Source organism: Marmoricola sp. OAE513 (assembly GCF_040546585.1).
Taxonomy (GTDB): Bacteria; Actinomycetota; Actinomycetes; order Propionibacteriales; family Nocardioidaceae; genus Marmoricola.
The window spans coordinates 1,287,616-1,307,954 of the sequence record NZ_JBEPOC010000001.1; the positions used below are offsets into that span (position 1 = coordinate 1,287,616).

Genomic DNA, 20,339 nt, shown 5'->3' on the forward strand with positions numbered 1-20,339 from the left:
GGCTCGCCCTACTCGAACGACGGCGGGGCGTCGAAGTCGTAGGCGCGGAACAGCACCGCGTGCTCGACGCCCAGCGCCTTGCCGCCCATCGACGCGATCATCGGGATCAGGAAGCCGGCCGGTGGGTGGCCCTCGATCGCGCCGAGGTACTCACGGTGCGCCTCCAACGATGCCACTCCCTTCGCCAGCGCGTCTCCGGTCACGTCGACGCCGTGGGTCGGCTGGGTGTGCCCGCTGACCAGGAACCAGCGCGCCCGGTGCGGCGCCAGGCCCTCCTCGACGAGCTCGGGGAAGACCCACGGGTTGTCGGCGTCACGGATGGCGTCCAGCGTGGCCATGCCGGCCACCCGGTGGTCGGCCATGTTGAGGCCGGCGACGAACTCGACCTCCCACGAGCCGGTCAGGACGACGTCGGGACGGAAGGTGCGGATCGCACGGGCGATGTCGCGGCGCAGCTCGAGGGTCGGCTGCAGGACCCCGTCAGGGTGCTCGAGCATCACGAGGCTGCTGACACCGACCGCGGCGCACGCGGCCTCCTGCTCGCCCCGGCGGATCCGCGCGGTCTCCTCCGGCGGCAGTGGCATCCCCGCCTCGCCGCGGGTCAGCAGGAGGTAGGAGACCTCGACACCCTGGTCGACCCACTTCGCGACCGCGGCGGACGTGCCGTACTCGACGTCGTCGGGGTGGGCGACGACGCAGAGCACACGGGCGAACTCGGCATCGGGAAGGTGCGGCAGTGTCTCCATGTCCCGATCGTAGGGACTCACCCCCGCCAGCGACAGGGTCAGGCGAGGGAGCGGATGCGGGCGTCGAGGTCGCGCCGGTTGTCCCGCCGGATGGTCGCCTCGACCACGTCGATGCCGCCGTTCGGGTTGGCGAGCGCGTGTGCGAGCTCTGCCGCGTCGTCGACCTTCCAGTGCGGGATCCGCAAACCGTTGCAGAGCGCTCCGAGGTCGACGCCGTGCGGGGTCCCGAAGACCTTCTCGAAGCTGTCGGCGTACTCGGCGGCACCCTGCTCAAGGGTCGCGAAGATCGAACCGCCGTTGTCGTTGGCCACCACGATCGTGAGATCCGGGCGCTGCTCCGCCGGGCCGAGCACCAGCGCGGTCAGGTCGTGCAGGAAGGTGACGTCGCCGACGTACAGGATCGCGCGCGTGGTGTGCGGGCGCCCGAGCGTCGCTCCGATCGCCGAGGAGAGCGTTCCGTCGATACCTGCCAGCCCGCGGTTGGCGATGACCAGCCGGCGACCGCCGACCGGGTACGCCCCGGCGACCAGGTCGAGGTCGCGCACGGGGTTGCTCGCGCCGACGAACAGCAGACCCTCGTCGGGCACCGCGGCGTGCACCGCCTTCGCCACGTCGTACGGCGTGAGCTCGCCCTGGTCTGCCAGGACCCCGTCGATGCGGGCGGACAGCGTCCGGTCGGCGTCGCGCCAGGACTCCAGCCATGCGGGGTCGGCGACCTCGTCGACCTCGAAGGGACCGTCGTACTCGAAGGACACCGGGTGCGGGCGGTCCGCCCACAGCCCGCGGGCTCGGCGCGAGACGACCTCGATGCCCTCCCGGGCGAGCAGTCGTTGGACCGGACGCGACAGCGTCGGCGACCCGGCCACCACGACGCGCTCCACCTGATCACCCAGCTCCGTGCCGAGGAGCAACCGGTACGCGCGGATCACGTTCGGGCCGTTGCGGGCGCCGCTGGTCGGCTCGGCGAGAAGCGGCCACCCGGCTGCTTCGGCGAGCACCCGTGGGCCTGGTCCGGTGTCATCGCCGGCGACCACGACGGTGCGAGGACCCTGGGCGAGCAGGTGCGGGGTGCCACGGGTCCACGGTCCACGGTCCGGCTGCACCGTCGTCGGCACGAAGCGATCGGCGGGTAGAAGCGGCTCGTCGAGCTGGACGTTGAGGTGCACCGGACCGAGCTCGGTACCGGCCAGCGCTCCGGCGAGCTCGGCGCCCGAGATCACGTCGGTGGACGGGATCGCGGCGCCGTAGAGGGCCACCTGGTCCGTGGTCTGGTTGGCCAGCGTGCCGCGCAGTCGCGCCGGTCGGTCCGCCGTGACCGCGATCAGCGGCACTCCCGCGTGCGCAGCCTCCATCAGGGCAGGGTGCAGGTTGGCGGTCGCCGTTCCTGACGTGGTGACCACCGCGACGGGCACGCGGGAGGACTTGGCGATGCCGAGTGCCAGGAAGGCGCCGGTGCGCTCGTCGATCCGGGTGTGCAGCGTGAGCACATCGGCTGCGGCAGCATCCACGAGGGCGAGCGACAACGGAGCGTTGCGCGAACCCGGCGCCACCACGACGTGTCGTACGCCGACGCCGAGCAGCGCCTCGACGCAGGCCCGCGCGAGCACGGTGGAGTTCTCGGTCACAGGGACAGATCCTGCCGCACGGACGCGAGCCGGTCGCGCCAGTGCGCCGTCCGGGCGTAGTTCGGGGACAGCGCCAGCGCCTTGCCAGGATCGACGTCGCGTCTCCCGACCGGGAGCATCCCGTCGACCGGGAGCAACGGGTCGAGGACCAGGTCGTCACCGAGGAGCTGGACGGTCGCGAGGCCGCACGCGTGCTGCAGCTCGGGCAGCGCCGCGGCCAGTGCCACTCCCGCGGCGATGCCGATGCTCGTCTCCAACGCGCTGCTCACCACCACCGGCAGTCCGATGTCCTCGGCGATCCGTAGGCAGGCCCGGACGCCACCGAGAGGCTGCACCTTGAGCACGGCGATGTCCGCGGCGTCGAGATCGCGCACCCGGTAGGGGTCCTCGGCCCGACGGATGGACTCGTCGGCGGCGATCGGCACGTCGACCTTCCGGCGCACGAGCGCCAGGTCCTCGACGGTCGGGCTCGGCTGCTCGACGTACTCCAGACCGCCGGCCGACCGGTCGAGCACCGGGATCCGCCGGACCGCCTCGTCCGAGGACCAACCCGCGTTCGCGTCGATCCGGATCAGGCCGTCCGGCCCGAGTGCCTCGCGCACGGCCTCCAGACGCGCCTCGTCCTCGGCGTCGGCCTGACCGCGCTCGGCGACCTTCACCTTCGCGGTGCGGCACCCCTGGGACGCGAGCACGATCTCGCGGGCACGTTGGGGTGAGCACGCCGGCACGGTGACGTTGACCGGGATGCTGGTGCGCACCGGCTCGGGCCACCCGGTCTCAGCAGCTTCCAGCGCAGCCCGTAGCCAGGGCAGGGCGGTGGCGTCGTCGTACTCGAGGAACGGGCTGAACTCGCCCCAGCCGGCATCACCGCGCAGCACCATTCCCTCGCGCACGTCGATCCCGCGGAACCGGGTGCGCAGCGGGATCGAGTACACCTGCGTCTCAGGCATCGGCTGCGATCTCCTGGATCCGGACGCGGTCGGGTTTCCCGTTCGCGAGCTCGGGCAGCCGCTCGACGACGACCACCGCCCGTGGCGCCCACTCTCGCGGTTCGACGGCCTCCCGCACCGTGGCAAGGGACGGCGGGTGGCTGGTCTCGAGGACCGCGACGACGCGCTCGCCCCACTCCGGGTCCGGCACGCCCACGACCTCGACCGCACGGACGGAAAGGGACCCGGCGAGCTGGGTGGCGACCGCGTGCGCCGGAACCTTCACCCCGCCGCTGATGATCATGTCGTCGACCCGACCGTCGATGCGGAGGCGGCCGTCCTCGGCCCAGTGGCCGACGTCGTTGGTCACGAGCCAGCCGTCGCGAAAGGCGGCGGCCGTGCGCTCGGGCTCGCCCTCGTAGCCGGCGAAGAGAACGGGGCCGCGGAGGAGGACGTCGCCGTCGTCGATCCTGATCTCGACGCCGTCGAGCGGGACGCCGTCGTACACGCAACCGCCGCAGGTCTCGCTCATGCCGTAGGTCTGCACGACGGCGATGCCTGCTTCCTCGGCGTCGGCCCGGACCGAGGGGTCCGAGCGGACCGCCACCGACCAGCACGGCGGTGAACCGACCGAGGTCGCGCACCGCTCCCTGGTCCTCGAGCGCCCGGAAGAGCTGGGTGGGGACGAGGGAGACGTAGCGACGGTCGGAGGTCATCCGCTCCCAGGCGGCACCCAGGTCCGCGCCCAGCAGCACCGGCTCGGTGCCGGCGACCACCGAGCGGTACAGCACCTGCACCCCGGCGACGTAGGTCGGCGGGAGGTTCAGCACCCACTGACCGTGCCCGCCGAGGCGCTCGGCGGTGGCCAGGACCGAGGCGCGCAAGGCGCCGCGGGAGAGCTGCACCCGCTTCGGTCGCCCGGTCGACCCGGAGGTCTCGATGACCAGCGGCGGCGGGTCGGGAGCCGTGTCCCAGTCGCGGAGCAGCGCCAGGATCTCCTCGGCGCTCCCGGAGACCGGCGACAGACTGCTCACACCCGAGAACCTACTCGCCCGAGAGCCTGCGAGAATGCCCGCCATGGCAACAGCAGCGCAGTGGATCGAAGGCGCCCGCCCCCGCACCCTCCCCGCGGCGGTCGCGCCCGTCCTGGCCGGTACCGGCATCGCGGCGTACTCGCACGTCGAGGTGTGGTGGAAGGCCGGGCTGGCGTTGCTCGTCTCGCTGCTCCTCCAGGTCGGCGTCAACTACGCGAACGACTACTCCGACGGGATCCGGGGGACCGACGACGACCGGGTCGGTCCGTTGCGGCTCGTCGGGTCGGGTGTGGCCCAGCCCGACGCCGTGAAGGCGGCCGCGTTCACCGCGTTCGGTGCAGCCGGGGTGGCCGGCCTCGCGCTGGCGGCGAGCACGTCGTGGTGGTTGGTCGCGGTCGGCGCCGTCAGCATCCTGGCTGCGTGGTTCTACACCGGCGGCAAGAAGCCCTACGGCTACCTCGGCCTCGGCGAGGTGATGGTGTTCGTGTTCTTCGGCCTCGTCGCGGTGCTCGGCACCGTCTACGTCCAGGCCGAGGAGATCAACGGTTCGTCCTGGATGGCGGCGATCGGCATCGGCGCGATCGCGTGCGCCATCCTCGTCGCGAACAACCTGCGCGACATCCCCACCGACACCGTGGCCGGCAAGAACACCCTCGCGGTCAAGCTCGGTGACGACTGGACCCGCGGCCTGTACGTCGCGCTGATCTGCGTCGCGATCACGATGCTGGCGATGGTCGCCGACGAGACCTCCGCGTGGGCGGGTCTCGGCGCGCTCGGACTGGTCCCGCTGCTGCGCTCGAGCCTCGTGGTCGCGCGAGGCGCGAGCGGTCGCGCGCTGATCCCGGTGCTCCAGCTGACCGGCGTCGGGGAGCTGCTCTACGCGGCGGGCATCTTCGCGGGACTGCTCATCGCGCGCTAGTCGGCTCGACCCAGGCGCCGGTCTCGTAGAAGCGCTCCAGCGTCGCCGTGTACGGCCCGATGTCGAGCCCCTGCTCGGCCAACCAGCCGTCGTCGTAGTACGTGTCGGCGTACCGCTCGCCGCCGTCGCACAGCAGGGTCACCACCGAACCGGTCTCGCCTGCGGACCGCATCTCCGAGACCAGGCGGAGCGCGCCCCACATCGCGGTTCCGGTCGAGGCGCCGACCGAGCGCCCGGTGGTGCGCGAGGTCCAGCGCATCGCGGCGATCGACGCCGCGTCGGGCACCGAGATCATCGCGTCCACGACGCTGGCCTGGAAGGACGGCTCGACGCGCGGTCGCCCGATGCCCTCGATCCGCGAACCGACTCCGGTCACGTGGCTCGGGTCCTCGTTCACCCAGCCCTCGAAGAACGCCGAGTTCTCCGGGTCGACCACGCAGACCTTGGTCGGGTACTGCTGGTAGCGCACGAACCGACCCAGGGTGGCCGACGTGCCGCCGGTGCCGGCGCCGACCACCAGCCAGGTCGGAACGGGGTGACGCTCCGCGGAGAGCTGGTCGAAGATCGACTCGGCGATGTTGTTGTTGCCGCGCCAATCGGTGGCCCGCTCGGCGTACGTGAACTGGTCGAGGTAGTGCCCGCCCGTCTCGGCAGCGAGGCGCGCGGCCTCGGCGTAGATCGACCCGGCGTCGGCGACCAGGTGGCAGCGCCCGCCCTGGAACTCGATCAGCGCGATCTTCTCCGGCGACGTCGATGCCGGCATCACCGCGACGAAGGGCAGGCCGAGCAGCCGCGCGAAGTACGCCTCCGAGACGGCGGTCGACCCCGAGGACGCCTCCACGATCGTGGAGCCCTCGTGGATCCATCCGTTGCAGAGCGCGTAGAGGAACAGCGAACGGGCCAGCCGGTGCTTCAGGGAACCGGTCGGGTGCACGGACTCGTCCTTGAGGTACAGGTCGATGCCCCATGCGGCCGGCAGGCCGAAGACGTGCAGGTGGGTGTCGGCCGAGCGGTTGGCGTCCGCCTCCACCAGCCGGACCGCCTCGTTGACCCAGGCCCGCCCGGACTGGTCGCGCGACGCGGTTCGGCAGCAGCCGTCGCTCATGGCTGGCGCGGGCTCTCGACGTCCTCGTCCTCGGCCGTCTTCATCTCCTCGAACCGGATCCGGGCCCGCTCGGCTCGCTCCTGCACGCTGATGGCCAGCTGCTCGCGCGGACCCTCCAACAGCTTGTAGGAGAGCACGAACGAGATCGCGCCGCCGATCACGAGCGACCACAGGATGATCTGGCCCTCGTCGTCGGAGAGGATGACGCCGACCGCGCCGACGACGGCGAAGCTGACGACGAACAGGCCGAGACGTGCAGCGGTGTAGATCAGGAAGTACTTCACCCGGCCTAGGGTATTCCCGGCCAGGAACTACGCTTGCAGGGTGATCCGCTTCGTAGTCTTCCTGCTGCTCCTCGCGCTGGTCCTGTACGCCGTGTTCTGGGCAATCGACCGGCGCAATTCCGGGGGTAGCGAGGATCCGGCGCGCCCGCTCCCCCGCGGCCCGCTCGGACCGGACGACGACGAGGCCTTCCTGCGCAATCTGGATCGCGAGCAGCGTCGAACCACCGACGACCCCCCTCCCACGTCCCAGGAGACCCATGAGCACCCTGAGTGATTTCTCTGCCCGCACGCTGACCGGCCAGGAGCAGGACCTCGCGGCGTACGCCGGCAAGGTCGTCCTCGTCGTCAACACCGCCTCCAAGTGCGGCTTCACGCCCCAGTTCGAGGGCCTGGAGAAGGTCTACGAGAAGTACAACGAGCAGGGCCTCGTCGTGCTCGGCTTCCCGTGCAACCAGTTCGCCTCCCAGGACCCGGGCACCTCGGACGAGATCGGCGAGTTCTGCCAGAAGAACTACGGCGTCTCGTTCCCGATGATGGAGAAGGTCGACGTGAACGGCGACGACGCGCACCCGCTCTACACCTGGCTGAAGTCCGAGAAGGGCGGCGTGCTCGGCAGCAAGAAGATCAAGTGGAACTTCACCAAGTTCCTGATCGGCCGCGACGGCAAGGTCGTCAAGCGCTACGGCAGCTCGACCAAGCCCGAGGCGATCGCCGGCGACATCGAGAAAGAGCTCGCCAAGAACTGACGCCGAGCGGGCTCAGATGTCCCGCCGAAGCACGCCGAGCGGGCTCAGATGTCCCACGCGCAGACGCCGAGCGGGCCCAGATGTCCCGCCGAAGCACGCCGAGCGGGCTCAGATGTCCCGCCGGAGCACTCGAGCGGGCTCCGATGCTTCCCGGCTCGGCGCTACGCACCCGGGGCAGACTGCCGAGCTGAGTCAGCCCGGCTCGCTCGGCGGTCCTGAGCGTGACATCTCAGCCCGCTCGGCGATCCTGGGCGTGACATCTCAGCCCGCTCGGCGATCCTGGGCGAGACATCCCGGCCCGCTCGGCGGTCCTGGGCGGGACATCTGAGCCCGCTCGGCGATCTGGTTACTTCGAGTACGAGTGCTGGGATCCGCTGCCGAAGAAGAAGTTGATCCCGACGAAGTTGAACCACAGGGTCGCCAGGCCGACGATCGCGACGATCGCCGCGGCGCGGCCCTTCCAGCCTGCGGTCGCGCGGGCGTGCAGGTACGCGGCGTACACGACCCACGTGATGAAGGCCCAGACCTCCTTGGGGTCCCAGCCCCAGTAGCGGCCCCATGCCTGGCGGGCCCAGATCGGGCCGGCGATGAGCGCGGCGAAGGTCCAGATCGGGAACGCGAACGCGTGCACCTGGTAGGAGAAGCGGTCGAGGCTCGGCAGCTCGGGCAGACGGGCCAGGTAGCCGCTGCGGCCGATCGAACCCTCGGGGTTGCGCTCGAGCCAGCGCTCCTTGATCAGGTAGAGCACCGAGGTCATGCCGCCGAGGGTGAACGCGCCGGTGGCGATGATCGCGGCGACGACGTGGATGATCAGCCAGGGCGACTCCAGCGCGTCGGTCAGCGTGACGACCGGCGCGTAGAGCAGCAGCGCGTCGACCATCAGCGTCACCAGGACGAAGCCGGTGACGACCGGGGACAACCAGCCGAGCTCGTACTTCTTGTAGAGCAGCAGGTAGCCGATCACCACGACGAGGGTGCCCGTGAGGGTGAACTCGTACATGTTGCCCCAGGGCACCCGGACCGGGTCGGCGGCGAGGCCGCGTGAGACCACGGAGACCAGATGGACGGCGGCGGCGACGACGGTGGCGACCAGGCCGACGCGCGCGAACCGCTGCATCCGCTCGCTCGGAGTCTCGACGTCGGTGACCGTCTCAGCCAGGACGTCGGTTCCCCCGGCGGTCGCCTCGGCGGAGCGGGCGGCCACCTGGGACGCGGTCGCCTCGACCTCGACCGAGCGGCCCGCGGCCCACTCGGCGAGGTGCGCGAGCAGCGCGATGAAGTAAAAGGCACCACAGACCGCGAGGGCCTGGTTGCTCAGCAGCTCGAACTGTTCGTGGGTCACGCCTTGTCCTCCAACTGTGCGACGAGATCGTCGATCTCACCGGTGAGGTCGCCGCCGGCTGAACGGTGCAGCCCGGCTACCTCGACGAGCGTACGTCCGTCCTCGCGACGGACCCGGATCCAGACCCGGCGGGGCCGGATGAACAACGACCCCAGCAGCCCGAGCAGCGCCAGGATCATCCCGGCGAGCGCGACCTGCTCGTTCGGGTTCTTGCTGATCTGCAGCTTCACGAAGCGGCTCACGCCGTCGAACGTGATCGATCCGAGGTCATCGGGCAGCTGCGCCGTCTCGCCGACCCGCAGGCTGAACCGGTAGTCCTTGCCCTCGGCATTCTTCACCTGGGTCAGCTTGCTCATGTCGAGGGAGTAGACCGACTGCGGGATCCCGGAGTCGAGCCCGAGGTCGCCGGAGTAGACGAACATCGAGAGCAGCGGGCTCTTCGCCTCCGGGAAGACCGTGGACGGCTGGCCCCTGAGCGTCGCGTACGTCGGGAAGAACAGTCCGCCGAATCCGAGCTGGCTGGGCTTCGCCTCGGGCACCTTGATGACGCCGTCGGACAGGAACGTGCTGTCCTGCGGCAGGAAGATCACCGGCCCCTTGTACGCGATGTTGCCGTTGCCGTCCTTCACGGTCACCTGCGGCGCGTAGCCGTGCCCGATCAGGTAGATCTGGGTGCCGTCGATGTCGAGCGGGTGGTTGACCGAGATCCGCGCGCGCTTGGTCGCGGCGTCCACGTCCGACTGGTAGGCGAGGTCGGCCGAGAAGTCCGAGGCCATCCCGAACTCCTTCTCGTCGGTCGAGTAGGTCACCCGGAACTTCTCGACGGCGAAGGAGAACGGCTGGAGGTCGGAGGCGTCGAAGAGGCGTCCGGGGACGAAGTCGTCGTACTGGTTGGCGACGTTCGCGAACTGCCCGCCCTCGACGACCACGACGCCGCCCTTGAACCCGAACAGCGACCCGGTCGCGAAGCCGACCAGCACGATCAGGATCGAGAGGTGGAAGACCAGGTTGCCGGCCTCGCGCAGGTAACCCCGCTCGGCCGAGATCGATCCGTCGTGGACGTCGGTGCGGTAGCCGCCGAGCAGCGTCTTCGCACGCTCCAGGACCTGCTCGGGCTCGCCCTCGACGGTGAACGAGCGGTACTCCGGGAGCCGGGACAGGTTGCCGGGCGTCTTCGGCGGACGGGCGCGCAGGGCCTTCCAGTAGACCCGCGTGCGCGGCAGGATGCAGCCGACCAGCGAGATCATCAGCAGGATGTAGATCGCGGAGAACCACGGCGAACTGTAGACGGAGAACAGTCCGAGCTTCTCGTAGATCGGCGCGAGCGAGGGGTGTGCGTCGCGCCAGCGGGCGGCCTCGAGCGAGTCCACCGCGTCCTGCGGCACGACCGAACCGGGGACTGCACCCAGCGCGAGCAGGAAGAGCAGGATCAGCGCGGTCTTCATCGACGTGAGCTGGCGCCAGGTCCAGCGGAGGAACTCCACCGGTGCCAGCGGGGCGACCTCCGGCTTGCGGTCGCGCTCGTTCTCGAACTGCTCGCTCATCACAGCTCCGCCGTTCTGCACTGGATCATCACAGCTCCGCCGTGAACCCAGGAGCGAGGTTGCGCAGGTCCTCGACGATGTAGTCCCACCAGCCGGTGACGAGCAGGACACCGACGGCGATGAGCATGAGTCCGCCGATCTGGGTGACCACGCGCTGGTGCTTGCGGACCCACGCGATCGCGCCGAGCGTACGGCGGTACGCCAGTGCCGCGGCCACGAACGGCAGCCCGAGGCCCAAGCAGAAGACTGCACTGAGGAACGCGCCGCGCCCTGCACTCGCCTCGTTCACGGCGAGTGCCTGGATGGCCCCGAGCGTGGGACCCAGGCACGGCGACCAGCCCAGCCCGAACATCAGCCCGATCAGCGGCGCGGCCGCCAGACCCACCGCCGGGATCCGGTGGAAGCGCCAGTCGCGCTGCAACCACGGGACCGCGCCGAGGAACGCGACCCCGAGCAGGATCGTCACCGAGCCGAGCACGATGCTGATCTCGCGCTGGTACTGGAAGAGCCAGACCCCGACGCCGCCGAAGAGCGTGCCGTAGGAGACGAAGACGAAGGTGAACCCGGCCACGAAGAGCAGCGAGCCCGCCAGCATCCGACCGCGCTTGGCCGACTCGAGGTCCGCTCCGGACAGCCCGGTCGTGTAGGACAGGTAACCGGGCAGCAGCGGCACGACGCACGGGCTGAAGAACGACACCAGCCCGGCGATCAGCGCGACCGGGACGGCCAGGACGAGCGATCCGCTGAAGGCGGTGTCGGAGAACCAGGACGCCAGACCGAGGGGACTCACTTCGTCACGTCCTCGACGAGGTCGACCAAGGTCGTCGCACTGGTCACCTCACCGAGCACGCTCGCGGCCACCCGGCCCTCGGCGTCGATGATCACCGTGCTGGGGATCGAGGCCGGCGTCAGCGTCCCGCGGAACTTCAGCAGGTTCTTGCCGCCCGGGTCGAAGATCGACGGGTAGGGCACCTTGCGCTCCCGCTCGAAGGCCAGCGCGTTGTCCTTGCTCAGGTCGCGGGTGTTGATCCCGAGGAACACGACTCCCTGGGGCATCAGCTCGTTCGCGGCCTTCACCAGGTCGTCCACCTCGGAGCGGCACGGCGGGCACCAGGAGCCCCAGACGTTGATGACGACGACCTTGCCGCGGTAGTCGGCCAGCTGCACCTGGTCGCCCTCGAGGGTCTCCCCCGAGACGTTGCCCGGCTTCTTCCGGTCGCCGGCGTCGAGCTGGGTGATCACCCCGCTGCCGTCGACGTACCCCTTGTCGCCGCTGCTCCGGAGGTCGCTGCCGCAGCCCGCTGCGACCAGCAGGCTGAGGAGGAGCGCACCCAGAGCGGTACGACGACGACCGGTCACCCGCTCAGCCGTCGGTGTTCTCGGCCGGGCTGCCGGCACCCTGGGAGCCGGGCTGGGCACCGAGGTCGTTCGGCTCGGTGAACCCGGTGCCCGAGGAGAACGCGGCACGCCGCTCGGCCTCGGGGATCATGTCGCCCGCCGGCTCGGCATACCCGACGGAGACGAGCTCGTCGCCGTCGAACTCGAACGACGTCAGGCTGCACAGGGTGCACAGACGCTTGCGCGGGTCGTGCATGAAGCGGCGCTTCTCGGCGTGCAGCCGGCAGATCCAGATCGGCAGCTGGTGGGAGACGATCAGTGCCTCGTGTCCGCGCGCGGCCTCGCGGGCATCCTCGACCGCGGCCCACATCCGCGCGGCGACCTCGGCGTACGGCTCGCCCCACGACGGCTTGAAGGGGTTCCACAGGTGCCTCCACGCGGACGGGCGGCGCAGGACGCCGTCGCCGACCGAGAAGGGGCGACCCTCGAAGATGTTGCCGGACTCGATCACGCGCTCGTCGGTGGTGATCTCGACGCCGCGCACCTTCGCCAACGGGCCGGCGGTCTGCTGCGCGCGCTCGAGCGGCGACGCGACGACGTGGGTGATGTCACGATCCCCGATTCGCTCGGCGACGCGCTCGGCCATCGCCATGCCACGGTCGGAGAGCAAGAAGCCCGGGGCCCGGCCGTACAGGATGCCCTCCGGGTTGTAGACCTCGCCGTGCCGGAGCAGGTGGACGGTGGTGCGGACGGAGTCGCTCATCAGTTGTTGCTCCCGTTGGTCGATCCTGGCGAAGCCTTCGCTGCGGCGGCAGCGGCGGCGGGAAGCGCGTCGAGCACGTGCTGGACGGCACGGTCGTCGTGTGCTCCGGAGACGAACCACGACTCGAACGCGCTCGGGGGCAGGTACACCCCGGCGTCGAGCATCGCGTGGAAGAACGCCTTGAAGACCTCGGAGTCCTGGGTCTGCGCGGTCGCGTAGTCGCGGACCGCCGCACCGGCGACTGCCTCGCCGAAGAAGACGGAGAACATGTTGCCGTTGCTCTGCAGCCGGTGCGGGACCCCGGCCGCTGTCAGTGCGTCGGTCGCGGCGGACGAGATCGTTGCTGCGACGGCGTCGACGCCGGCGTACACGTCCTCAGTCGCCAGCTGCAACGTCGCCAGACCGGCGGCTGTGGCGACGGGGTTCCCCGAGAGCGTCCCGGCCTGGTAGACGGGGCCCTGCGGGGACAGCATCGCCATCACGTCGGCGCGACCGCCGAAGGCGGCTGCCGGGAAGCCGCCGCCCATCACCTTGCCGAAGGTCATCAGGTCGGGAACCCAGCCCTCGGTAGCACCGTCGGTACCCCACTGGCCGCTGCGCGAGACCCGGAAGCCGGTCATCACCTCGTCGGAGACGAACAGTGCGCCGAACCGCGTGCACGTCTCGGCCAGGAACGCGTTGAAGCCGGGCTCGGGGGGAACGACGCCCATGTTGCCCGGAGAAGCCTCGGTGATCAGGCAGGCGATCGCCGAGCCGTGCTCGGCGAACGCCGCCTCGACGGCCGCGCGGTCGTTGTACGGCAGCACGATCGTCTGCGCGGCCGAGGACTCGGGGACGCCGGGGGTGGTGCTGACCCCGAGGGTGGCCAGGCCCGAGCCGGCGCTCGCCAGGAGCGAGTCGACGTGCCCGTGGTAGCAGCCGGAGAACTTCACGACGACGTCGCGCCCGGTGAAGCCGCGGGCGAGCCGGATCGCGGACATGGTCGCCTCGGTGCCGGAGCTGACCAGGCGGACGCTCTCCACCGGGGTGCGCGCGACGATCTCCTCGGCGAGCAGCACCTCGTTGGCCGTCGGGGTGCCGTACGACGAGCCGCGCGAGATCGCTTCGGTGACCGCGGCCACGACGGCAGGGTGCGCGTGCCCCAGGAGCATCGGTCCCCAGGAGCACACCAGGTCGACGTACGAGCGGCCGTCGACGTCGGTCAGCCACGCGCCGCTCCCCGAGGCCATGAAGCGCGGGGTGCCGCCGACCGCTGCAAACGCGCGGACCGGGGAGTTGACGCCCCCCGGGGTCACGGCACGTGCACGGTCGAACCAGATCTCGGACTCAGAAGGCACAACGCATTCTCGCTGACCGGGCAGTCCTGCTGCGAATCGATGTCCGGTTCGCCCCCGCTTGTACCCCTGAAATTCGGCTAAGGAATTGTTTTTCAGAATTTCCGCGACATGAACGTCATGGCTGTCCGTCTCCTGTGTGCTGCACCGCTTGCACCCGGAGCAGACCTCTCAAAAAAGACATTCGTGCCACCGTGACCCAGAACGGGGCATAATCGTTGGAGAGGATGGCGTCCGATTTATCCAGATCGGACAGAGGAGAACCAGGGAGACTCACCACATGTTCGCACTGCCGAAGGGCCGCAAGAGCAAAGCGATGACGCTCGTCCCGCTCGCGCTCATCTCCGCAGCATGGACCGCCAGCCTCGCCGGCGTGGACCCTGCCACTGCCTCGAAGAAGGACGCGGCCCGTCTCCCCGGGGGCGCCGCCGTGCCGAGCGAGGCCATCAAGGCCCCGGCCAGCGTCCCGATCCCCGGTGCGATCGCACCCAGCGTCCCCGACGGCACCGCTGACGCGGTCGTCGCCGGCGCCTCGACCAGCGGCATCCCGTCCGCCGCCCTGTCGGCGTACCAGCGCGGTGCGCAGATCATCAACGCGGCCGACCCGACCTGCAACGTCCCGTGGGAGCTGCTCGCCGCGATCGGACGCGTCGAGTCCAACCACGGCCAGTACGGCGGCAACGTCCTCGGCAGCGACGGTGTCAGCAAGCCGGGCATCTACGGTCCGCAGCTGAACGGTCAGAACGGCACGCAGGCGATCACCGACACCGACGGCGGCGAGCTCGACAAGGACGCCACCTACGACCGCGCGGTCGGCCCGATGCAGTTCATCCCGTCCACCTGGTCCTCGGTCAAGGTCGACGCCGACGGCGACGGCCAGCGCAACCCGCAGGACATCGACGACGCCTCGCTCGCCTCCGGCGTCTACCTCTGCTCGGGCCCGGACGACATGTCCGCCCGCAAGGGCCAGGAAGCCGCCGTGTTCCGCTACAACCACAGCCAGGCGTACGTGGACCTGGTCCTGCGGATCATGGAGGCATACAGCCAGGGCGACTACTCGGCCACCCCGTCGGGCACCTACGGCGGCACGGTCTTCACCCCGAGCTACTCCTCGGCCATCAAGACCCGCAAGGCCCGCGCGAACAAGCCCGCCAAGCCGGCCGACACCCCGGTCACCTCCGACCCCGGCACCGACACAGGCACGGACAACGGTGGCGGTAGCGGCGACGGGGACAGCCCGGCCAAGCCGTCGGTCCCGAAGAACCCGCTCTCGCCGGTCACCGACGCGGTCGGTGGCACCGTCACCGCGGTGACGCAGCCGGTGGTCGACACGCTGAACACCCTGACTGCGGCGCTCGGCTTCTGCAACGCTCAGCTCGGCAAGATCCCGGACCCGCTCGGCCTGCTGAAGCCCGCCAAGGCCAAGTGCGCCGCCAAGGTCCAGGGGATGACGAAGGACGACGCCTCGGCGCTGATCCCGAACACGCTCAACGCGGTCCTGAAGTGGCTCGGCCTCGGCAAGTGACACAGGACTGACCCAGAACGGCCCCGGCGAGAGCCGGGGCCGTTCTGCGTTCTCCGGTCGCCGAGCTCGCCGAGACGCGGTCAGCTGCGCAGCAGCGTCGCGGCCTCGAGCGCCCAGTAGGTCAGCACGATGTCGGCGCCGGCGCGGTGGATCGAGGTGAGCGACTCCAGGATCGCGGCCTCGCGGTCGATCCAGCCCTGGGCGGCGGCGGCCTCGACCATCGAGTACTCCCCGGAGACGTTGTACGCCGCAACCGGGACGTCCACGGCGTCCTTCACCGCTGCCAGCACGTCGAGGTACCCCATCGCCGGCTTCACCATCACGATGTCCGCGCCCTCGGCCACGTCCAGTCGAGCCTCGCGGACACCCTCGAGCCGGTTGGCCGGATCCTGCTGGTACGTGCGGCGGTCGCCCTGCAGCGAGGACGCAACCGCCTCGCGGAACGGACCGTAGAACGCGGAGGCGTACTTCGCGGAGTAGGCCAGGATCCCGACCTCGCTGTGCTCGGCGGCATCCAGCGCCTGGCGGACCATCCGCACCTGTCCGTCCATCATCCCGCTGGGGCTGACCAGGTCGACCCCGGCGGCGGCCTGGGCCAGCGCCATGGTCGCGTAGACGTCGAGGGTGCGGTCGTTGTCGACGTTTCCGTCGCCGTCCAGGACGCCGCAGTGGCCGTGGTCGGTGAACTCGTCGAGACAGAGGTCCGACATCACCGTCAGCTCGTCACCGACCTCGGCGACGACATCGGTGATCGCGAGGTTGAGGATGCCGTGCGGATCGATGCCGCCGGAGCCGACGGCGTCCTTGTGCTCGGGGATGCCGTAGAGCATCACCCCGCCGAGCCCTGCGGCGACGGCCTCGTTCGCAGCCTTCTTCAGCGTCTCGCGCGTGTGCTGGACGACTCCGGGCATGGACGCGATCGGCGTCACCTCGGTCGCGCCCTCGCGGACGAACAGGGGCAGCACCAGCTGGCGCGGAGCCACCCCGGACTCCGCGACCAACCGTCGCAGCGCAGGGGTGCGTCGCAGGCGGCGGGGGCGGATGTCCGGGTAGGTCATGGGCTCCAGATTACTTCGAGCTGGCCCGCCGGCGTCCGGCAGGACGACGCTCCGACGGCTTGGTGACCGGCGCACCGGCCTCGATCAGCGACGCACGGCGGGCGGCACCGAAGTCGGCCAGGGCCTCGGCGAGCTCCTCCACCGACGGGTGCGGCGCCATCACGTCGACGCGCAGGCCGTGCTCCTCGGCGGTCTTCGCGGTCGCGGGCCCGATCACCGCGATGATGGTCGAGGTGTGCGGCTTGCCGGCGATGCCGACCAGGTTGCGGACCGTCGAGGACGAGGTGAAGACCACCGCGTCGAACTTGCCGGACTTGATCGCCTCGCGGGTCGGCGCCGGCGGCGGAGCCGCCCGGACGGTCCGGTACGCGGTGACGTCGTCGACCTCCCAGCCCAGGTCGATGAGACCGGCGACCAGGTTCTCGGTGGCGATGTCGGCGCGCGGCAGGAAGACCCGGTTGATCGGGTCGAGCAGCTCGTCGAACGGCGGCCAGTCCTCGAGCAGGCCGCGGGCCGACTGCTCACCGGAGGGCACCAGGTCCGCGCGCAGGCCCCAGTCGAGCAGCGAGGCAGCAGTCTTCTCGCCGACGGCAGCGATCTTCAGGCCGGAGAACGCCCGCGCGTCGAGGCCGTACTCCTCGAACTTCTCGCGGACCGCGCGGACAGCGTTCACCGAGGTGAACGCGATCCACTCGTAACGGCCCTCGACCAGACCGCGGACGGCCTTGTCCATCTGCTGCGGGTTGCGGGGCGGCTCGACCGAGATGGTCGGCACCTCCTCGGGCTCGGACCCGAAGGACCGCAGCCGCATCGAGAGCGAGGCAGCCTGCTCCTTGGTGCGCGGCACCAGCACACGCCACCCGAAGAGCGGCTTGTTCTCGAACCACGACAGCTGCTCGCGCAGGTCGACGACGGGGCCGACGACGGTGACGGCGGGCGCCTCCATCCGGGCGGCCCGGGCGTCGGCGCCGATGGTGGCCAGCGTCGAGACCAGCGTCTGCTGGGTGGTCACGGTGCCGGTCCGGGTCATCGCGACCGGGGTCTCCGGGGAGCGGCCGGCGGCGATCAGGTCGCGGGCGATCTCGGTGATGGTGCCGACCGCGGAGAGCAGCACCAGCGTCGGGCGGTGAACGTAGTCGGCCCAGTTGATCGAGGCGCCGCTGCAGGAGAGCACCGTGATCTCGCGGTGGTTCTTGGTGGTCAGCGGGATGCCGGCGTACGCGGGCACAGCGTTGAGCGAGGAGACACCGGGGACGACCTCGAAGCCGATCTCGGCCTTTGCGCAGGCCTGTGCTTCCTCCGGACCCGAGGCGTAGAGGAACGGGTCGCCGGCCATCAGCCTGACCACGCGCTTGCCGGTCTTGGCCTGCTTGATGACGACCTTGGCGCGGGAGGCGTGGGTCAGCGGCTGACCGTCCTCACCGAAACCGCCGTCGACGAAGACCGGGCCCTCGGGAACGACCATCGCGGCCACGACCTCGGCGACCTCGGCCTCGGTCTCGACGGGCTCGACCAGGCCGAGCAGCCCGCGGACCATGGTCTCGTGCTCGGGCAGCTCGGTGATGACGATCTCGGCGTCCTTGAGCAGCTCGACCGCCCGCACGGTGAGGAGGTCGGGGTCGCCGGGCCCGGCGCCGACGAAGGACACCCACCGGGTCTGGCGGGGGCCAGAGGTGGAGGTGGTGCTGGATGCAGTGTTGGTCACAGTTGCCTTCTTGCTACTTGCCGCTGACGTGGTGGAAGGACGTTCTGGGGGCCGGCCGGATCTATTCGAGGCGCGCTTGGTCGAGCAGGTCGTGCGCGCCCTCGGCGATCATCTCGGCCGCGAGTTTTCGACCCAGCCCGATCGGGTCGTCGTACGGGCCGGAGGCCGAGAGACGTACGGCGAGGGATCCGTCCGGGGAGTTGGCGACAGCCCTAATCCAGAGCTCCTCACCGTCCTCGCCCTCGACGACCTCGGCCAGTGCCCCGACCGGGGCCGAGCAGCCGGCCTCGAGCTCGGCCAGCACGGTCCGCTCGCAGGTCACCGCGGCCCGCGCGTGCGGGTCCTCGAGCGCTCCGGCGAGCTCGGCGACCAGGTCGGCATCCGCGCTGCGGCACTCGATGGCCAGGGCGCCCTGGCCGGGGGCCGGGAGCACCTGGATCGGGTCGAGGACCTCGGTCACCTCGTCGGTGCGACCGAGCCGGGACAGGCCGGCTCGTGCCAGGACGACGGCGTCGAGCTCGCCACCGGACACCTTGCCGATCCGGGTGTCGACGTTGCCGCGCACACCGACCAGCTCGACGCCGAGACCGAGCGCCGCGATCTGCGCGACCCGTCGCGGGGACCCGGTGCCGACCGTGCTGCCCGGAGGGAGCTCGCCCAGGGTCAAGCCGTCGCGCGCGACGAGCACGTCGCGCGGGTCCTCACGCTGCGGGACGGCGGCCAGCGCGATGCCCTCGCACGGGGCCGTCGGCAGGTCCTTCAGGGAGTGCACCGCGACGTCGACGTCGCCGGCGAGCAGTGCGTCGCGCAGGGCGCTGACGAACACGCCGGTCCCGCCGAGGCTGGCCAGCGGGGCAGTGCTCACGTCGCCCTCGGTCGCGACGGTGACGAGCACGGTCTCCCGACCGGTGGCGGCGGTGATCGCGTCGGCGACGAGGCCGGACTGGGTGCGCGCCAGTGCCGAGGCACGGGTCCCCACCCGCAGGACGGTCGTGCTCATACGCCCTCCACCCGGGTCACGGCGTCGACGGCCTCGGGGTCCAGCGAGAACAGCTCGGCCAGAGCGGCGGCGTACGAGACCGCACCGGTCTCGTTCGCCAGCTCCTTGACCCGCACGGTCGGCTGGTGGAGCAGCTTGTCGGCGACCCGGCGTACGGCGTGCTCGATCTCGGCGCGAGCAGCGTCGTCGAGCCCCGGCAACCGGCTCGCCAGACGCTGCAGCTCGGTCTCCACGACGCCCGTGGCCATCGTGCGCAGAGCGACCACGGTCGGCGTCACGGCTGCGGCGTGCCGGGCGGCGAGGAAGGCCTGCAGCTCCTGGCCGACGATCCGGCGCACGTCGCCGACCTCGCTGCGCTCACCACTGTGCTCGAGCTCGGTGGCCAGCGTGGCCAGGTCGATCAGGCAGACGCCGGGCTCGTCCCCGACCGCGGGGTCGACGTCGCGCGGCAGCGCGAGGTCGATGATCGCGACCGGACGACGGTTGCCGCGAGCGGCACGGAAGCGCTCGACGTCCAGCTGGATGCCCGTCGAGTCGGTGCACGTGATCACGAGGTCGACGTCGGCGACCTCGGCGGCGATGTCGGGCAGACCGACTGCCCGACCGCCGTAGTGGTCGGCGAGGCGCTGCGCGCGCTCGGGGGTCCGGTTCGCGACGACGATCGAGGAGGCCGGTCCGCGCGACAGCGTCGCGACCGCCAGGCCGGCCATCGCGCCGGCACCCACGACGAGGGCCTTCAGGTCGGTCGAGCGGCCGAGGTGCTCAGCGGCACGTCCCAGGGCGGAGGACACCAGGGAGGCACCTGCACGGTCGATGTCGGTCTCCGCGTGGGAACGCTTGCCGACGCGCAGGGCCTGCTGGAACAGCGAGTTCAGCGCGGGGCCGACGGTGCCGGCCTCCTGACCCAACCGCAACGCCTCACGAGCCTGTCCGAGGATCTGGCTCTCGCCGACGACCATCGAGTCCAGGCCGGAGGCGACGTGGAAGAGGTGCGAGACGGCTCCGTCGTCGTAGTGCACGTAGAGGTGCGGGACGTAGTCCTCGGGGGATCCGGGCGCGTTGGCGAGCAGCATCCGCGAGATGCCCTCGACGCTGCCGTGGAAGCGGTCGACCTCGGCATAGACCTCGATGCGGTTGCAGGTCGACAGCACCGCGGCCTCGACGACGTGCTCGTTGTCCGCGACGTCGCGGATCAGCTTCGCGGTGCCCTCGGAGTCACGGGCGACCTGCTCGAGCACGGAGACCGGAGCGGAGTTGTGGGAGATGCCCACCACCAGAACGCTCATCGGCGACCTCGCTTCGCACCGGCCGCACGCTGCGGGTTCACACGGGTCTGCTGCTG

Annotated in this window: 20 protein-coding genes and 1 pseudogene; 4 read left to right on the forward strand and 17 right to left on the reverse strand. The window is 70.7% G+C overall.

Annotation, left to right across the window (positions count from 1 at the left end; genetic code table 11):
* Positions 1–8 precede the first annotated feature (8 nt).
* The 5 genes and pseudogenes from ABIE44_RS06585 to ABIE44_RS06605 form a co-directional block, all read right to left on the reverse strand.
* Complete coding sequence (locus ABIE44_RS06585) at positions 9–746, reverse strand: PIG-L deacetylase family protein (RefSeq protein WP_209720459.1); 738 nt, start codon at positions 744–746, stop codon at positions 9–11.
* A gap of 38 nt (positions 747–784) precedes the next feature.
* Positions 785–2,371, reverse strand: coding sequence for a 2-succinyl-5-enolpyruvyl-6-hydroxy-3-cyclohexene-1-carboxylic-acid synthase (gene menD, locus ABIE44_RS06590; protein WP_209720456.1), 1,587 nt, complete (start codon positions 2,369–2,371; stop codon positions 785–787).
* Positions 2,368–3,321: an o-succinylbenzoate synthase gene (locus ABIE44_RS06595; protein ID WP_209720453.1), complete on the reverse strand. Its 954-nt coding sequence runs from the start codon at positions 3,319–3,321 to the stop codon at positions 2,368–2,370. Before ABIE44_RS06595 ends, menD begins: the two co-directional genes overlap by 4 nt.
* Positions 3,314–3,907 carry a class I adenylate-forming enzyme family protein gene (locus tag ABIE44_RS06600; protein WP_354437894.1) on the reverse strand — a complete coding sequence of 198 codons (594 nt, stop codon included), beginning with the start codon at positions 3,905–3,907 and terminating at the stop codon, positions 3,314–3,316. Before ABIE44_RS06600 ends, ABIE44_RS06595 begins: the two co-directional genes overlap by 8 nt.
* 40 nt (positions 3,908–3,947) lie before the next feature.
* Positions 3,948–4,463, reverse strand: a pseudogene (locus tag ABIE44_RS06605) (AMP-binding protein); the annotation flags it as partial.
* Here ABIE44_RS06605 and ABIE44_RS06610 point away from each other — a divergent pair.
* Positions 4,378–5,253 carry a 1,4-dihydroxy-2-naphthoate polyprenyltransferase gene (locus tag ABIE44_RS06610; RefSeq protein WP_209720446.1) on the forward strand — a complete coding sequence of 292 codons (876 nt, stop codon included), beginning with the start codon at positions 4,378–4,380 and terminating at the stop codon, positions 5,251–5,253. The pseudogene ABIE44_RS06605 and the gene ABIE44_RS06610 overlap by 86 nt on opposite strands.
* Here the strand turns inward: ABIE44_RS06610 and cds1 are convergent.
* Both cds1 and ABIE44_RS06620 read right to left on the reverse strand, forming a co-directional pair.
* The gene (gene cds1, locus ABIE44_RS06615; RefSeq protein ID WP_209720443.1) at positions 5,240–6,358 is read right to left on the reverse strand and encodes an L-cysteine desulfhydrase Cds1; all 1,119 of its coding nucleotides are present in this window, start codon (positions 6,356–6,358) and stop codon (positions 5,240–5,242) included. The genes ABIE44_RS06610 and cds1 overlap by 14 nt on opposite strands.
* Positions 6,355–6,642 (reverse strand): DUF4229 domain-containing protein, encoded by a 288-nt coding sequence (locus tag ABIE44_RS06620; RefSeq protein ID WP_209720439.1) that lies wholly within the window; start codon positions 6,640–6,642, stop codon positions 6,355–6,357. Before ABIE44_RS06620 ends, cds1 begins: the two co-directional genes overlap by 4 nt.
* A 40-nt stretch (positions 6,643–6,682) precedes the next feature.
* Here ABIE44_RS06620 and ABIE44_RS06625 point away from each other — a divergent pair, with 40 nt between their 5' ends.
* Both ABIE44_RS06625 and ABIE44_RS06630 read left to right on the forward strand, forming a co-directional pair.
* Complete coding sequence (locus tag ABIE44_RS06625) at positions 6,683–6,916, forward strand: hypothetical protein (protein ID WP_209720436.1); 234 nt, start codon at positions 6,683–6,685, stop codon at positions 6,914–6,916.
* Positions 6,900–7,388 (forward strand): glutathione peroxidase, encoded by a 489-nt coding sequence (locus tag ABIE44_RS06630; RefSeq protein ID WP_209720433.1) that lies wholly within the window; start codon positions 6,900–6,902, stop codon positions 7,386–7,388. Before ABIE44_RS06625 ends, ABIE44_RS06630 begins: the two co-directional genes overlap by 17 nt.
* Positions 7,389–7,734: 346 nt before the next feature.
* On the opposite strand, the gene ccsB is transcribed toward ABIE44_RS06630, so the two are convergent.
* From ccsB to hemL, 6 genes are read right to left on the reverse strand one after another with little or no spacing between them, the layout of a single operon-like run.
* Positions 7,735–8,730, reverse strand: a complete 996-nt coding sequence (ccsB, locus tag ABIE44_RS06635; RefSeq protein ID WP_209720431.1) for a c-type cytochrome biogenesis protein CcsB — start codon at positions 8,728–8,730, stop codon at positions 7,735–7,737.
* On the reverse strand, positions 8,727–10,274 hold the full coding sequence (resB, locus tag ABIE44_RS06640; protein ID WP_209720429.1) for a cytochrome c biogenesis protein ResB: 1,548 nt from the start codon (positions 10,272–10,274) through the stop codon (positions 8,727–8,729). Before resB ends, ccsB begins: the two co-directional genes overlap by 4 nt.
* Before the next feature lie 28 nt (positions 10,275–10,302).
* The gene (locus ABIE44_RS06645; RefSeq protein ID WP_209720427.1) at positions 10,303–11,064 is read right to left on the reverse strand and encodes a cytochrome c biogenesis CcdA family protein; all 762 of its coding nucleotides are present in this window, start codon (positions 11,062–11,064) and stop codon (positions 10,303–10,305) included.
* Positions 11,061–11,633 carry a TlpA disulfide reductase family protein gene (locus tag ABIE44_RS06650; protein WP_209720425.1) on the reverse strand — a complete coding sequence of 191 codons (573 nt, stop codon included), beginning with the start codon at positions 11,631–11,633 and terminating at the stop codon, positions 11,061–11,063. The genes ABIE44_RS06645 and ABIE44_RS06650 overlap by 4 nt, the downstream gene beginning before the upstream one ends.
* Before the next feature lie 4 nt (positions 11,634–11,637).
* Positions 11,638–12,375, reverse strand: coding sequence for a histidine phosphatase family protein (locus ABIE44_RS06655; RefSeq protein WP_209720423.1), 738 nt, complete (start codon positions 12,373–12,375; stop codon positions 11,638–11,640).
* Positions 12,375–13,712, reverse strand: coding sequence for a glutamate-1-semialdehyde 2,1-aminomutase (gene hemL / locus ABIE44_RS06660; RefSeq protein ID WP_209720421.1), 1,338 nt, complete (start codon positions 13,710–13,712; stop codon positions 12,375–12,377). Before hemL ends, ABIE44_RS06655 begins: the two co-directional genes overlap by 1 nt.
* A 277-nt stretch (positions 13,713–13,989) precedes the next feature.
* Here hemL and ABIE44_RS06665 point away from each other — a divergent pair, with 277 nt between their 5' ends.
* Positions 13,990–15,234, forward strand: a complete 1,245-nt coding sequence (locus ABIE44_RS06665; protein ID WP_209720418.1) for a lytic transglycosylase domain-containing protein — start codon at positions 13,990–13,992, stop codon at positions 15,232–15,234.
* An 80-nt stretch (positions 15,235–15,314) separates the two neighbouring features.
* On the opposite strand, the gene hemB is transcribed toward ABIE44_RS06665, so the two are convergent.
* From hemB to ABIE44_RS06685, 4 genes are all read right to left on the reverse strand, one after another.
* Entirely contained in the window at positions 15,315–16,292 is a 978-nt protein-coding gene (gene hemB / locus ABIE44_RS06670) for a porphobilinogen synthase (protein WP_209720416.1), read from the reverse strand.
* Between the two features lie 10 nt (positions 16,293–16,302).
* A complete protein-coding gene (locus ABIE44_RS06675; protein WP_209720414.1) occupies positions 16,303–17,997 on the reverse strand; it encodes a bifunctional uroporphyrinogen-III C-methyltransferase/uroporphyrinogen-III synthase in 1,695 nt (564 codons plus the stop codon).
* A 61-nt stretch (positions 17,998–18,058) separates the two neighbouring features.
* Positions 18,059–18,997: a hydroxymethylbilane synthase gene (gene hemC / locus ABIE44_RS06680; protein ID WP_209720413.1), complete on the reverse strand. Its 939-nt coding sequence runs from the start codon at positions 18,995–18,997 to the stop codon at positions 18,059–18,061.
* Complete coding sequence (locus ABIE44_RS06685; RefSeq protein WP_209720411.1) at positions 18,994–20,283, reverse strand: glutamyl-tRNA reductase; 1,290 nt, start codon at positions 20,281–20,283, stop codon at positions 18,994–18,996. The genes hemC and ABIE44_RS06685 overlap by 4 nt, the downstream gene beginning before the upstream one ends.
* Positions 20,284–20,339 lie beyond the last annotated feature (56 nt).

What these genes read in the sequence shown, in the direction of transcription:
- hemC (WP_209720413.1), bottom strand. Translation starts at nt 18,997, where the DNA reads ATGAGCACGACCGTCCTGCGGGTGGGGACCCGTGCCTCGGCACTGGCG.
- ABIE44_RS06685 (WP_209720411.1), bottom strand. Translation starts at nt 20,283, where the DNA reads ATGAGCGTTCTGGTGGTGGGCATCTCCCACAACTCCGCTCCGGTCTCC.
- ABIE44_RS06630 (WP_209720433.1), top strand. Translation starts at nt 6,900, where the DNA reads ATGAGCACCCTGAGTGATTTCTCTGCCCGCACGCTGACCGGCCAGGAG.
- ABIE44_RS06665 (WP_209720418.1), top strand. Translation starts at nt 13,990, where the DNA reads ATGTTCGCACTGCCGAAGGGCCGCAAGAGCAAAGCGATGACGCTCGTC.
- ABIE44_RS06655 (WP_209720423.1), bottom strand. Translation starts at nt 12,375, where the DNA reads ATGAGCGACTCCGTCCGCACCACCGTCCACCTGCTCCGGCACGGCGAG.
- ABIE44_RS06610 (WP_209720446.1), top strand. Translation starts at nt 4,378, where the DNA reads ATGGCAACAGCAGCGCAGTGGATCGAAGGCGCCCGCCCCCGCACCCTC.
- ABIE44_RS06595 (WP_209720453.1), bottom strand. Translation starts at nt 3,321, where the DNA reads ATGCCTGAGACGCAGGTGTACTCGATCCCGCTGCGCACCCGGTTCCGC.
- hemB (WP_209720416.1), bottom strand. Translation starts at nt 16,292, where the DNA reads ATGACCTACCCGGACATCCGCCCCCGCCGCCTGCGACGCACCCCTGCG.
- ABIE44_RS06585 (WP_209720459.1), bottom strand. Translation starts at nt 746, where the DNA reads ATGGAGACACTGCCGCACCTTCCCGATGCCGAGTTCGCCCGTGTGCTC.
- cds1 (WP_209720443.1), bottom strand. Translation starts at nt 6,358, where the DNA reads ATGAGCGACGGCTGCTGCCGAACCGCGTCGCGCGACCAGTCCGGGCGG.
- resB (WP_209720429.1), bottom strand. Translation starts at nt 10,274, where the DNA reads ATGAGCGAGCAGTTCGAGAACGAGCGCGACCGCAAGCCGGAGGTCGCC.